Origin of the sequence: Gemmatimonas sp. (assembly GCF_027531815.1) — a bacterium.
In the GTDB taxonomy this organism is placed as follows: domain Bacteria; phylum Gemmatimonadota; class Gemmatimonadetes; order Gemmatimonadales; family Gemmatimonadaceae; genus Gemmatimonas.
Window position 1 is genome coordinate 411,130 of record NZ_JAPZSK010000002.1, and the last position, 13,117, is coordinate 424,246.

Consider the following 13,117-nt stretch of genomic DNA (forward strand, 5'->3'; position numbering starts at 1 on the left):
CCCGGCCAACCTCGAAAAATAGCGGGGACAGGCGGCGCGGGGCACTGGGACCGGGCTCGGAGGCGTGGCGAGGCTGGGATCAGCGTCCATCTGATGGTGACCCCAATTCAATCCACCCGGTCGGGAGCGGGGCAACGCGCCAACACGGAGTTCGCCGAGGATGGTGAGGGCACGGAGACCGGCCCCTTGAACTGCCGAGTTCACGTATTCGGCGGTTCTCCAAGCCCTCACCAGCCTCCGTGAGCACTGTGTGGACGCGTTGCTCTCGCACCGAGTCCCCGGTCGAGAATAGGACGTGGAGCGAAATATCCGCCGCCCGCGTATTCTCCCCACATGTCCACCCGCGCCGACCAGCTCGATCCCGCCGTCCTCGCCGCCCTTGGCCACCTCGAACTGGTCGCCCGCTGGGTCGTGGACGGCTTCATCACCGGGCTCCACCGGTCGCCGCGCAAGGGGTTCAGCGTGGAGTTCGCCGAGCATCGTCCGTACATGCCGGGCGATGACCTGCGCTATCTCGATTGGCGCATTGCCGGCCGGGCCGACCGCTGGGTGGTGAAGCAGTTCGAAGAGGAGACCAACGCCCGCGCCATGCTCGTGCTGGACGTGAGCGCCTCCATGCAGTGGGCCGGGGACCCGGCGCGCCTTACCAAGCTGGCGTACGCGGAGCGGCTGGCCAGTGCCATGGCGCTGTTGCTGCTGCGCCAGCGCGATGCCGTGGGGCTGGTGCGCTTCGACGCCGCCTTGCGCGATGTGGTCCCGCCCCGCTCGCAGCGCGGGCAGTGGCGTCGGCTCGTGGCGGCCTTCGCCGAACCGGGGGGCGGAACGGCCTCGAACGTGGGGGAGGCCCTCGCGGCTGCCGGCAAGTTGGTGCGCCGCCCCGGCTTCGTGGTCTTGCTCTCCGATCTCCTCACCGACCCCGCGCCCGCCGCCGATGCCGCGCGCACCCTGCGCGCTCGCGGCCATGAGGTGCTGGTGCTGCACGTCATGGACCCCGCCGAGCGCGACTTCCCCGAGAGCGGCGAGGCGCGCTATCGCGATCCCGAAAGCGGCCACGAAGTGCCGGCCAGCCCCGGCGATGTGCGCACCACCTATCGCACCACGGTGCAGGAAGCGCTCGCCGACTGGAAGTCGGCGCTTGGTCGGGCCGGTGCCCGCTACGCGCTGGCATACACCGACGAGCCGTTCGGGCGCGCCCTGCGGCACCTCGTGGGCGTCAACGGCCGCGGGGCGATGGTATAATGGCGTTCCTGGCCCCCGCTTTTCTTGCCCTCGGCCTGCTGGCCGGTGTGCCGCTGCTGGTACACCTGCTGCGCCGCCGCGTCGGGCGTGTGATCGATTTCCCCGCCGTGCGCTACCTCGAGCGCATGGAGCAGGAGCACAGCCGCGATCTCAAGCTGCGCAACCGGCTGTTGCTGCTGCTGCGGCTGCTGGCGGTGCTGGCGCTGGCCTTGGCTGCCGCGCGGCCCATCGCCCGGCTGCTTGGTGTGGGGCATGCTCCCATGGCGTTGGCCATCGTCGTGGACAACTCGCTCAGCACCGGCGTGGTGCAGAACGGGCGGGTGCTTTTCGACAGCCTGCGGGTGGATGCCCGGGCGCTGGTGGGTGAACTCACCGCCGACGATCGCGCGTGGATCGTCACGGCCGACGGCCGGGTCATCGGTGGGGGGCCGGACGCGCTGCGCGCCGGGCTCGACGCGCTGCAGCCGTTGGGGGGGCGTGGCGATCTGGCCGCCGCCACCCGGCGCGCCGTGGGACTGGCGCGCAGCGGGGCGCCGCGCACCCCGGTGGTGGCCATCGTAAGCGACGGCCAGCGCAGCTCGTTTCGCAGCGACTCGGTGGTGCAGAGCGACGAGGTGCCGGTGATCACGCTGCAACGTGACGGCCCCCTGCCGCGCAATCGCGCCGTGCTGCAGGCCACACCGGAGCCGGTGCGCTGGACCCCTGGTGGCACGGTCACGCTGGCGGTGACCTCCCCCGATTCGGCCGCGTGGCGGCTGACCCTCAACGGCCGCACCGTGGCGCGTGGTACGGTGCCGCCCGCCACGCTCGAGGCACCGGCCCGCGTGACGCAGCGTCTTGCCAGCACCAGCAGCGGGTGGGTGCGCGGCAGCGTGGAACTCGACGCCGACGCCCTGCGCGCCGACGACACGCGGTGGTTTGCCGTGCGCGTGGCGCCGCCTCCCACGGTGAACGTGCGCGGTGAGGGGGGCGTGTTTCTGGGCGCCGCGCTGGGTACGCTGGTGGACGAAGGGCGGCTGGCCCGCGCGCGCGCCGGGGAATCACGTGCCGTGACCGTATCGGGGGCCGACGCACCCGGTACCCGGTTGCCCGTGCTGCTCACGGCACCGCGCGACCCCATTGCGGTGGGTGAGGCCAACCGCCAGCTCGAACGCCTCGGCATTCCGTGGCGCTTTGGCGCCATTGCCCGCTCGCAGGTGCTGGCCCGCGTGCCGGCGCGCGGCGGTGCCGTGGACACCAGCTCCATCTCGGCCCGCGCCTTCGACGGCACACCGGTACGCACCCGGTACCCCTTGCAGTACTCCCCGGGCAGCGGGGCGGCGGCGCCGACCGGCGCCCCCGATACCATCGCCACCGCCGGCGGCGCGCCGTGGGTGGTGGCCGGCGAGGGGTACGTGCTGCTTGGCTCGCCAGTGGACCCCGAGGCCACCGACCTGCCGCTCGATGCGGCGTTCGTGCCCTGGCTGCTGGAGGCGCTCGCGCGGCGGCTGGGCGACGACGGGCGCCTCATCGAGGCCAGCCCTGGGCAGGTGGTGAGTGGCCTGCGCGACCTGACCGGCCTCGAGGCGCCCGACGGCACGGTATCGCCGCTGGCCTCCGACCGGCTCACCGTGCCCACGCAGGCCGGTGTGTATTTCTTGCGGCGGCAGGAGACCCGGGCGGGGGCCCTCGTGGTGAACGGGGAGCCCTCGGAGTCGGAGTTTGCCGCGGCGGCCACCGCGACCGCCGCACCCAACGCGGCCGTCGCGGCACTCGTGACCGGCCGCGATGTGGTGACCGCGACCGACGGAACGAAGTGGCAGGAGGCTGTGTTCTCCCGAGCGGCGGGTCAGGCACTGCTGTTGCCCCTCGTGGCGCTGGCCTTGGCAGCGCTGTTGGCGGAAGCCTATGTGAGCGGTCGTTAGCGTTCGGGCTTTCTGTTCTCTTGCTTCAGGTTGTCGATGGGACTTCCACGTCTGCTCGACGCGGTCGCCGGGCTCTCGGCCTTCGATCGTGTGCTCAAGACCCTTCCCGGTCCGGGTGGGTCGCTTCGTGTTGGCGGCCTTGCCGGTTCGGCCGACGCCGTGCTGGTGGCCGCGCTCGCGCGTGCCATGCCGCAGCGGCTGGTCGTGGTCATCACCGACCAGCTGGGTGACGCGGAGCGGTGGCTCGCCGACCTGCAGGCGCTGGTCGACGATGTGCCGGTGGCGCTCTACCCGCCGCGCGAAGGGTTTGGTGAAGTGGAGCCGCACGCCGAAGTGGCCGGCGAGCGGGTGGAAACGCTCGAGAAGCTTGGGCGCAGCGGCGTTCGCATTCTGCTCACCACCTCGCGGGCGGTGCTCGAAAAGACCGCGCTCCCCAGGGCGCTCTCAGGCGCGCGCCTCGAGCTGCGCAAGGGGGATGTGCGGCGCCCCGAGGAGCTGGCGGCGCACCTGGAGAGCATCGGCTTCGAACGCGTGCCCATGGTCGAAGACGTGGCGCAGTTCAGTGTGCGCGGCGGCATCTTCGACATCTACTCGTTCGGCATGGCGGAGCCGGTGCGCCTCGAGTTCTGGGGCGACGACATCATCGAGCTGCGTCACTTCGACCTCAACACGCAGCGCAGCACGCGCGACGCCGCGGTGGCGCTCGTGCTGCCAGTGGACGGGCGCGTGCAGCTGGGCGACGACACGGGGGAGCGCGTCACGCTCCCCGAGCTCTGGCCCGCCGATTCGCTCGTGATCATGCCGAGCGGCAGCAGCGTGTTGCCGGAGCTCGTGCGCACCTGGGAGGAGGCGTCGCATCACATCGAGCTCGCCCTGCGCCGCGGCGAGGAGTACACGCACCGCGACCGGCTCTTCGTGGAGCCGCCGAAGATGGCGAGCACGCTGGCGCGCTTCGGCACGGTGCGCTTCAATCCGCCGCCACAGCGCGCCGTCAGCACCAACGCCGCCGACAACGTGCCGGTGGGGCCGGAGCCCGACGTGGCGTTCCCCATTCGGCATCCGGAGACGATCTCGCGCGACCTGCGCGTGCTGCGTCGCCTGCAGCGGGATGGTCTGCATACGGTCATCCTGTGCGACAACGCCGGTCAGGCGGAGCGCCTCGAGGAGCTCCTTGGCGAAGACGGACCCGTGGCCGCGTCGCTCGCCATTGGCGTGCTGGGAGGCGGCTTCGTGGTGCCCAATGTGGTGCGGGTGCTCACCGACCACGAGATCTTCCGCCGCGAACGCCGCCTGCGCCGGGCACGCCGCTACAGCACCGGCGCATCGCTCGAGTCGCTGGGGGCGCTCAAGCCGGGGGACTATGTGGTGCACCTCGAGCACGGCATCGGCATCTATCGCGGCATCGAACAGGTGTTCGTGCGCGAGGCCACCATCGAAAGCGCCGTCATCGAGTACGAAGGGGGCGATCGGCTGAATGTGCCGCTGTACCGCATCGATCAGATCGAACGGTATCGCAGCGCCAGCGATGTGAGCGACGATGCGCCCCCGCCGCGATTGCACAAGCTGGGGGGCAACAAGTGGAAGGCGCAGCGCGAAAAGACGCGCATGGCCATTCTGGAAATGACGCAGGAGCTGCTGCACCTCTATGCGCGCCGCAAGGTCACCACGCGGCCGCCACACGGCACCGATGGGGCGTGGCAGCGCCAGCTGGAGAGCAGCTTCCTGTTCGAGGACACGCCCGACCAGCGCAAGGCCACCGAAGACGTGAAGCGCGATCTCGAGGGCGAGCGCCCCATGGATCGCCTGCTCGTGGGCGACGTGGGCTACGGCAAGACCGAAATCGCCATTCGCGCCGCCTTCAAGGCGGTGCAGAGCGGACGGCAGGTGGCGGTGCTGGTGCCCACCACCATTCTGGCCGAACAGCATGCGCGCAGCTTCGGCGACCGTCTGGCCGACTTCCCGGTCACGGTGGAGGTCATGAGCCGCTTCCAGACCGCCGGTCAGCAGGCGGTGGTGGTGGAGAAGCTCAAGAAGAAGCAGATCGACATCATCATTGGCACGCACCGGCTGCTCAGCCCCGATGTGTCGTTCGCCGAGCTTGGCCTCATCATCGTGGATGAGGAGCACCGCTTTGGCGTGAAGCACAAGGAACGGCTCAAGCAGCTCAAGCTCAGCACCGACGTGCTCACGCTCACGGCCACCCCCATTCCGCGCACGCTGCATCAGTCGCTGGCGGGGCTGCGCGACCTCACGCTCATGCAGACGGCGCCGCGCGACCGCTCGCCGGTGCTCACCTTCGTGGAGCCGTTCGACGACGCGCTCATCGAGGAGGCGGTCAGCCGGGAGCTCGACCGCGGCGGGCAGGTGTTCTTCGTGCACAACCGCATCGAAACCATCGAAGCGATCGCCGACCATCTGCGCCGCATCGTGCCCCGCGCCCGCGTGGGGGTGGGGCACGGGCAGATGAAGGAGCGCGACCTCGAGAAGATCATGCGGCAGTTCGTGGAGGGGGAGCTCGACATCCTCGTCTCGACACTCATCGTGGAGAGCGGCCTCGACGTACCCAACGCCAACACGATGTTCGTGAACCGGGCCGACCATCTGGGACTGGCGCAGCTGTACCAGCTGCGTGGGCGCGTGGGCCGGTCACACCGGCGTGCCTACTGTTACCTGCTGGTGCCCGACCGGGTGGACGAAGATGCCGAGCGTCGTCTGGCGGTGCTGGAGCACCATACGGAACTGGGCGCCGGCTACCGGGTGGCCCTCAAGGACCTCGAACTGCGCGGCGCCGGCAACCTGCTGGGCCCCGAGCAGTCCGGGTTCGTGCACTCCGTGGGGTTCGACCTGTACCTGCGCCTGCTCGACGAAACGGTGCGGCAGCTGTCCGATGACGGGTCGCAGAAGGCGTGGATCCCGGCCGACGTGAACCTCGACTTCCCGAGCTTCCTCCCCGACGACTACATCGCGTCGCCGGAAGCCAAGCTGGATGTCTACCGCCGCCTCACGGCGCTACGGGATGCCGGCGCCATCGAGGCGCTGCGGCAGGAGGTGCGCGACCGGTTCGGGGCGCTGCCGGCCCCCGCCGAGGCGCTCTTCGGGAGTGCCATGCTGCGGGTGATCGGGGCCGCCCTGGGGGTGGAGGGGGTGCTTGTGCGCGCTTCCGAGGCTCGTATTACTTTCAGGGCTGACGCAGTTCCGCGCCTGAAGGGGCTGTCAGCGGCATTCCACGGGGTACAATTCCAGGTGGATGTCCGCCGTGCGCAACCGTTGGCACTCAAGCTCACCCGACTGGGGGGCGCCGAGATGCTCGACGGGCTGATCCGTGCACTCAAGGCCCTCGTTCCCTGACCTTCGTCTCCGCTACCGGAGTCCGACCTGATGAAATCATACCGTTTGTCCGTGCTGGGTGCCGTCGCGTTCGCCGTTGCCTGTGGGGCAGCGTCCAATCCCGATGTCGCGGCGACCGCCGGCAATCAGCAGCTCTCGGCGGCCCGGCTCGCGGAGATCGTGGGGCAGTCGCAGGCGCCCCTCGAGAAGGACGTGGCGCGCTCCATTGCCGAGCTGTGGGTCAACTACCAGCTGGTCGCCCTCGCGGCGGCCAAGGGTGACTCGCTCACCGATCCCAAGGTCATGCAGGACGCGCTGTGGTCGAATCTCGACAACATCCGCGTGAAGAAGTTCTACGACAACGTCTCCAAGGGCTGGGACGCACAGGTGCCGGGGAGCGACGAGGACCGGTACAACAGCGGCGAGGCGTATGCCGCCCGCCACATCCTCATCAAGACCGATCAGGGCGCCACGCCCGAGCAGATCGCGGCCGCCAAGAGCAAGGCGCAGGGGATCCTGCAGCAGGCCACCACGGCCAACTTCGTGTCGCTGACCGCCCGCTCCGACGAGCCTGGCGCCAAGGAGCGCGGGGGAGATCTGGGGCTGTTCGGCAAGGGCATGATGGTGCCGGAGTTCGAGAAGTGCGTGGCCGCGATGAAGCCGGGTGAGATCTCCAAGGAGCTCTGTCAGACGTCGTTCGGCTTCCACATCATCTACCGCACGCCGTTCGCCGATGTGGCGGAGAAGTTCGCGCCCATCGCCAAGCAGCGGAACGTGGCCATTGCCGAGAGCACGTACCTGGCCAAGCTCGAAGCCGGCAACGAAGTCAAGGTCGAGGCCAACGCCACAGTGAAGGCCAAGGCCATCGCGAAGAACACGCTGGGGTACATGAAGGACACCGACGCCATGGCCACCTACAAGGGTGGCAAACTCACCGCGTCGCGCTTCGCTGAGTGGCTCGCGGCCTATCCGCCGTCGTCGCAGATCCGCCCGCAGCTGGTACAGGCGCCGGACACGCTCGTGGAGAAGTTCGTGAAGCAGATCGTGCGTAACGAGCTCGTGCTGCGTCAGGCCGACAGCGCCAAGGCCACGGTGGACACGGCCGAGATGTCGAACCTGTTCCTGAACTTCAAGAACGCGGTGACGCAGTCGTGGGCGTCGCTCGGGGTGGAGCCCAGCAAGCTGGCCGACAGCGCCAAGGTGGCGGGCGGTGACAAGGAGAAGATCGCCGGCGCCAAGGTGGATGCCTTCTTCGGCAAGCTCGTGAAGAACGAAGTGCCGTTCGTGGACGTGCCGTACCCGGTGGCCCGTGCGGTGCAGAAGAAGTACACCTTCGCCATCAACGAGGCCGGGCTGGACAAGGTGCTCGAGCTGGCCAAGGGCGTGCGCGCCAAGGCCGATTCGAGCAAGGCGCAGCAGGGGCCGCCGGCGGCGCCCGGTGCGCCCGGTGCGGCGGCGCCCAGTACGCCGGCCCCGGCTCCGGCTCCTGACACGACCAAGAAGTAAGCGCCCACACCGGTGGGTCTCAGCGCCCCGGCCGGCTTCCGGCCGGGGCGCGTTGTACACGGGGCCACGATGGCCGCACTGCAACCCTGTTCCCGCCCGCGGGTACCTACCCGAATGATGCCTCGCATGAACCACCGCCTTCTGCTCACTGCTGTCGCCCTCATGGCGGCGCCCGTGCTCGTGCGCGCGCAGGCGACCGCCGCGTCAACCGCCGCGGCGGCAGCCAAGCCCGCGCAGGATACCGTCCGTGGTCTGCCTATCGACGGCATCGCCGCCATCGTGGGGGATCAGATCATCCTCGTGTCGGAGGTCATGACGGCGGTCAACCAGGCGCGTGCCTCGGGCGCCAAGGTGGAGTCGGCTGCGGACCTCGCCAAGCTCGAGGCCGACATCCTCGAGCGCCTCATCGACGCCGAGCTGCTGGTGCAGAAGGCGAAAGACGAGAAGGTGGAGGTGCAGGACGGCGACGTGGCCAGTTCGGTGGACGACCAGGAGAAGAACATCCGCAAGCGCTTTCAGAGCGACGCCGAGTTCAAGGCGGCGCTCAAGGAAGCCGGCATGGGCACCATCGAGGAGTGGCGCAAGATCACCGGCGATCAGCTGCGCCGCGACAAGATGCAGCAGCAGGTCATGCAGAAGCTGCAGCGCGACGGCAAGGTCAGCGCGGTGAATGTGAGTGAGGAGGAAATCCGCGAGGCGTTCGAGGTGTTCAAGCAGCGCATTGGCCGCAAGGAAGCCCGCGTGGGCCTGCGGCAGATCGTGGTGGCCACCAAGCCCAGCGAGGCGGCCAAGAAGCGCGCGCGCGACAAGATCGACTCGCTGTGGAACGAGCTGCAGAAGCGGCCGGAAGACTTCGAGCTGATGGCCAAGAAGTACTCCATGGACGGCTCGGCGGAGCTGGGGGGTGACCTCGGCTGGAACCGCCGCGGGCGCATGGTGCCCGAGTTCGACCGCATGATGTTCTCCCTCAACCCCGGCGTGATCAGCCCCATCGTCGAGACGGCGTTCGGCTTTCACATCATTCGCGTGGATCGCGTGCAGCCGGCGGAGGTGAAGGCGCGGCACATCCTCATCCGCCCGCAGGTGGACTCGAGCGACGAGCGTCGCGCCAAGGAGCTGGCCGATAGCATCGTGGTGGCGTGGCGCGCCGGCGGCAGCTTCGACTCGCTCAGCGTGAAGTTCCACGACAACGCGAGTGGTGAGGACAAGACCATTCCGGAGTATCCGCGCAGTGAGTTGCCGGAGCCGTACCGGAATGCGCTCGAGGGCGCCACGCTCAACCAGATCGTCGATCCGTTCCCGCTCCCCGATCCGTCGGCCGGTGTGGCGAAGTTCGTCATCGCCCAGGTCACGTTTCTGGATGAGGCGGGGGAGTGGACGCTGAACGAGGCGCGCGATCGCATCCGCGACCAGCTGTCGGAGGAGCGCAAGATGCGCCGCCTCATCGACAACCTGAAGAAGCAAACCTACGTGAGCGTGCGCTACGATCCCACCAAGCAGGGGGGCGGCGATCGGTGAGGCGGCTCGCGCTCACGCTGGGTGACCCGCGGGGCATCGGTCCGGAGATCGTTGGCAAGGCGCTCAGTGATCCGCGAATCGCGGCGCTGAGCGCCTCGGCGCATGGGCCGAACGCGGTGGCGTGGCGGGTGATTGGCCCGAGTGGCTGTGGGGTGCCGGTGCACGACGATCTGGGCGTGTGGGCGCCCACGGGCGATGCCGCGCGCGACGAAGCCGCCGGCGGGCGCTTCGCCGGGCGCGCGGTGGAGCTGGCGGCGCAGCTCGCGTTGCGCGGCGAGGTTGCGGGCATGGTGACGGCGCCGCTCGACAAGCATGCGTTGCAGGCCGGCGGCTTCGATTTTCCCGGGCACACCGAAATGCTGGCGCATCTGGCGGGCGTCCCCACGGCCATGATGCTGGCCAGCGACCGGCTGCGGGTGGTGCTGGCCACCACGCACATCGCGCTGCGCGACGTGCCGGCCGCGCTCAGCCGCGACGTGCTGGAGCAGACGTTCCGCACGACCCACGAGGGGCTGCGCCGCGACCTGGGCATCGCGGTACCGCGCATTGCGCTCTGTGCCCTCAATCCGCACGCGGGCGACGGCGGGCGCTTTGGCCGCGAGGACGATGACCTGCTGGCGCCGGTTGCACGCGCCTGCGGCATGTTCGGCCCCTTTCCCGCCGATACGGTGTTCGTGCGTGCGCTGCGCGGAGAATTCGATGCCGTCATTGCGCCGTACCACGACGTGGGGATGACGGCCATCAAGGTCGCGAGCTTCGGCAGCGCCGTGAACATCACCCTCGGGCTGCCGTTCGTGCGCACCTCGCCGGATCACGGCACGGCGCTGGACATTGCGGGGCAGGGGATCGCCAGCGCCGAGAGTCTGGTGCGGGCGATGCAGGTGGCCATCGACATGGTGGAGCGCCGGCAGGCGGGCAGGAGCGGCGGCGGCGAGGGGCAGGTGTGACCGCGGGGGATCATTCCGGACCGGCAGGCCGTTGTTTTGGTATCCCTGTCCCCGCTATCCTTTAAGGCTATGGAAATTCGCAACGTCGCCATCATCGCGCACGTCGACCACGGGAAGACCACCCTCGTCGACAAAATGCTCCGCCAGGCCGGAGCCTTCCGCGAAAATCAGGTCGTCGAAGAACGCGTGATGGACTCCAATCCGCTCGAAAAGGAGCGGGGGATCACCATTCTGGCAAAGAATACCTCCATCCGGTGGAAGGACACGAAAATCAACATCGTGGACACGCCGGGGCACGCCGACTTCGGCGGCGAAGTGGAGCGCATTCTGCGCATGGTGGACGGGGTACTGCTGGTCGTCGACGCCTTCGACGGCCCCATGCCGCAGACGCGATTCGTGCTGCGCAAGGCGCTGGAACTCGGGCGCACGCCCATCATCGTCATCAACAAGATCGACCGTCCGGGTGCCGACCCGCTCCGCGTGCACGACGAGGTGCTCTCGCTCTTCATCGAGCTCGAGGCCACCGAGGAGCAGCTCGACTCGCCGGTGGTGTACTGCTCGGCCAAGAACGGCATTTCGACGCTCGATCTCGACCAGGAAGCAGTGGACTTCGAACCCCTGTTCGAAACCATCGTCAAGACGGTCCCGCCGCCGCCGACCGACAAGGACGGCCCCTTCCAGATGCTCGTCTCCACGATCGACTACTCGGCCTATCTCGGCCGCATGGCAATCGGGCGCATCGAGCGCGGCATGGTGCACATGGGGGACAGCATCACCCTCGTCACCCCCGACAACAGCGCCGCGCCCGTGCGCGGCCGTGTCACGAAGCTGTACGGCTACGAAGGGCTCGAGCGCGTGGAAATCCAGGAGGCGTCGGCAGGGGAAATCGTGCTGCTCGCCGGCTTCGAAAACGTGGACATCGGCACCACGCTCACCGATCCCAACACGCCGGAGGCGCTGGAAGGGATCAGCGTGGAGGAACCCACGATCAGTGTCGACTTCGTGGTGAACAATTCCCCCTTCGCCGGCAAGGATGGGAAGTTCGTTACCTCGCGGCAGATCCGTGAGCGGCTCTACAAGGAGCTCGAGCGCAACGTGGCGCTGCGGGTGGAAGACAGCGACACCACCGACGCCTGGAGTGTGTCGGGGCGTGGGGAGCTGCACCTGTCCATCCTCATGGAGACGATGCGGCGCGAAGGGTTCGAGTTCCAGGTGTCGCGCCCGCGCGTGATCACCCGCATCGACGACAACGGCCAGAAGCTCGAGCCCTTCGAGGAGCTCGCCATCGACGTGCCCGAGGACTATCTCGGCGTGGTCATCGAGAAGCTGGGCCCCCGAAAGGCCGAGATGATCGAAATGAAGAACCCGGGGCAGGGGCTGGTGCGCCTGCTGTACCGCGTGCCGGCGCGCGGGCTCTTCGGCTACCGCTCGGAGTTCCTGACCGATACGCGCGGGACGGGCATCATGCACCACCGGTTCCTGGAGTACGGGCCGTGGGCGGGGCCGCTGTCGGGGCGCTCGCGCGGCGTGCTGGTGTCCATGGAAAACGGCACCATCATCGCCTTTGCGCTCTTCTCGCTGCAGGAGCGTTCGACGCTCTTCGTCACCCCGGGCGATGCCGTGTATGAGGGCATGCTCATTGGCGAGAACTCGCGTCCGGGAGACATGGACGTGAACCCCTGCAAGGAAAAGAAGCTCACGAACATGCGCTCCAAGGGCGCGGACGAGGCCATCGTGCTGGAGCCGCCCCGCCAGATCACCCTCGAAAGCGCCCTCGAGTACATCGAGGATGACGAGCTGATCGAAGTCACCCCGCAGAGCATCCGCCTGCGCAAGCGCATGCTGGCCGCCAGCGACCGCAAGCGCGTCACGCGCGAAGTCAAGCGCGAGCGGGACCGCGCCTCGGCGTAACCCCCCGCCTCCGCTGCCGCAGTCACCATCCGGGCCCAGCCGATCACGGTGGGCCCGGGTTCGCGTCCGGGTGCGTTTTTCGGGGTGTCGGTGCGTTGTGTCGGCTTGCGCCCTGCGCGTCGCCTGCCGATACTCCCGCACAGCAGGCACACGCGTGCCCTTTCTTTCACACTCGCAGGAGAATCGTCCCATGTTGGAGCTGTTCGGGTCGTCGTCGATGGACGCGCTCGAAGAGAAGGTGCAGTCGTCGGTCTTCATGCTCGCCGCCGACGACGAGGAGTTCGATGACGAGGGCTTCGACGAGGATGATCTCGACGAGGACGAGGACGAGGACGACGTCGATTTCGACGATGACGACGATCTCGACGACGAGGACGACGACGATCTCGACGACGACGACGACGACGAGGACGACGACTACGACTTCGACGAGGACCTCGGCTACGGCGACGAGGACGACCCCGACGCGTGAGCGTGCGTCGCGTATCCCTCGTGGGATACCGGCGGAGGGAAGACGGGCGACCTCAGGGTCGCCCGTTGTGCGTTTCCCGGAGGCGTCGTCCTGGCTGAGCTCCGGCCACGGGGAGAGCAAGGAAAAGCGGGCTGCTCCCTTTACTCGAGCCCCCACCGGGGATACATTATGCGGCTCTGGTGGATTGGCACCCCGGTTCGGGTGTCTGGCACCGGGCCTGTAGCTCAGGTGGTTAGAGCGCACGCCTGATAAGCGTGAGGTCAGAGGTTCAACTCCTCTCAGGCCCACTGATC

8 protein-coding genes and 1 tRNA gene are annotated in these 13,117 nt (G+C 68.5%); all 9 read left to right on the forward strand.

Annotation, left to right across the window (positions count from 1 at the left end):
* The first annotated feature begins 333 nt into the window (after positions 1-333).
* Positions 334-1,239, forward strand: a complete 906-nt coding sequence (locus tag O9271_RS02900) for a DUF58 domain-containing protein (protein WP_298266036.1) — start codon at positions 334-336, stop codon at positions 1,237-1,239.
* Positions 1,239-3,143, forward strand: a complete 1,905-nt coding sequence (locus tag O9271_RS02905; RefSeq protein WP_298266037.1) for a BatA domain-containing protein — start codon at positions 1,239-1,241, stop codon at positions 3,141-3,143. The genes O9271_RS02900 and O9271_RS02905 overlap by 1 nt, the downstream gene beginning before the upstream one ends.
* A 36-nt stretch (positions 3,144-3,179) precedes the next feature.
* Complete coding sequence (mfd, locus tag O9271_RS02910; protein ID WP_298266038.1) at positions 3,180-6,491, forward strand: transcription-repair coupling factor; 3,312 nt, start codon at positions 3,180-3,182, stop codon at positions 6,489-6,491.
* Between the two features lie 30 nt (positions 6,492-6,521).
* Complete coding sequence (locus tag O9271_RS02915; RefSeq protein ID WP_298266040.1) at positions 6,522-7,976, forward strand: peptidylprolyl isomerase; 1,455 nt, start codon at positions 6,522-6,524, stop codon at positions 7,974-7,976.
* A gap of 126 nt (positions 7,977-8,102) precedes the next feature.
* Positions 8,103-9,494, forward strand: coding sequence for a peptidylprolyl isomerase (locus O9271_RS02920; RefSeq protein ID WP_298266041.1), 1,392 nt, complete (start codon positions 8,103-8,105; stop codon positions 9,492-9,494).
* Complete coding sequence (pdxA, locus tag O9271_RS02925) at positions 9,491-10,441, forward strand: 4-hydroxythreonine-4-phosphate dehydrogenase PdxA (protein ID WP_298266043.1); 951 nt, start codon at positions 9,491-9,493, stop codon at positions 10,439-10,441. Before O9271_RS02920 ends, pdxA begins: the two co-directional genes overlap by 4 nt.
* A gap of 69 nt (positions 10,442-10,510) precedes the next feature.
* Positions 10,511-12,352: a translational GTPase TypA gene (gene typA, locus O9271_RS02930; protein ID WP_298266045.1), complete on the forward strand. Its 1,842-nt coding sequence runs from the start codon at positions 10,511-10,513 to the stop codon at positions 12,350-12,352.
* 190 nt (positions 12,353-12,542) lie between these two features.
* On the forward strand, positions 12,543-12,824 hold the full coding sequence (locus O9271_RS02935; protein WP_298266047.1) for a hypothetical protein: 282 nt from the start codon (positions 12,543-12,545) through the stop codon (positions 12,822-12,824).
* Between the two features lie 213 nt (positions 12,825-13,037).
* A tRNA-Ile gene (locus O9271_RS02940) sits at positions 13,038-13,111 on the forward strand.
* Positions 13,112-13,117 lie beyond the last annotated feature (6 nt).

Excerpts from the sequence above, each read along its gene's own strand:
- O9271_RS02900 (WP_298266036.1), top strand. The coding sequence starts at position 334 with ATGTCCACCCGCGCCGACCAGCTCGATCCCGCCGTCCTCGCCGCCCTT.
- O9271_RS02905 (WP_298266037.1), top strand. The coding sequence starts at position 1,239 with ATGGCGTTCCTGGCCCCCGCTTTTCTTGCCCTCGGCCTGCTGGCCGGT.
- mfd (WP_298266038.1), top strand. The coding sequence starts at position 3,180 with ATGGGACTTCCACGTCTGCTCGACGCGGTCGCCGGGCTCTCGGCCTTC.
- O9271_RS02915 (WP_298266040.1), top strand. The coding sequence starts at position 6,522 with ATGAAATCATACCGTTTGTCCGTGCTGGGTGCCGTCGCGTTCGCCGTT.
- O9271_RS02920 (WP_298266041.1), top strand. The coding sequence starts at position 8,103 with ATGAACCACCGCCTTCTGCTCACTGCTGTCGCCCTCATGGCGGCGCCC.
- typA (WP_298266045.1), top strand. The coding sequence starts at position 10,511 with ATGGAAATTCGCAACGTCGCCATCATCGCGCACGTCGACCACGGGAAG.
- O9271_RS02935 (WP_298266047.1), top strand. The coding sequence starts at position 12,543 with ATGTTGGAGCTGTTCGGGTCGTCGTCGATGGACGCGCTCGAAGAGAAG.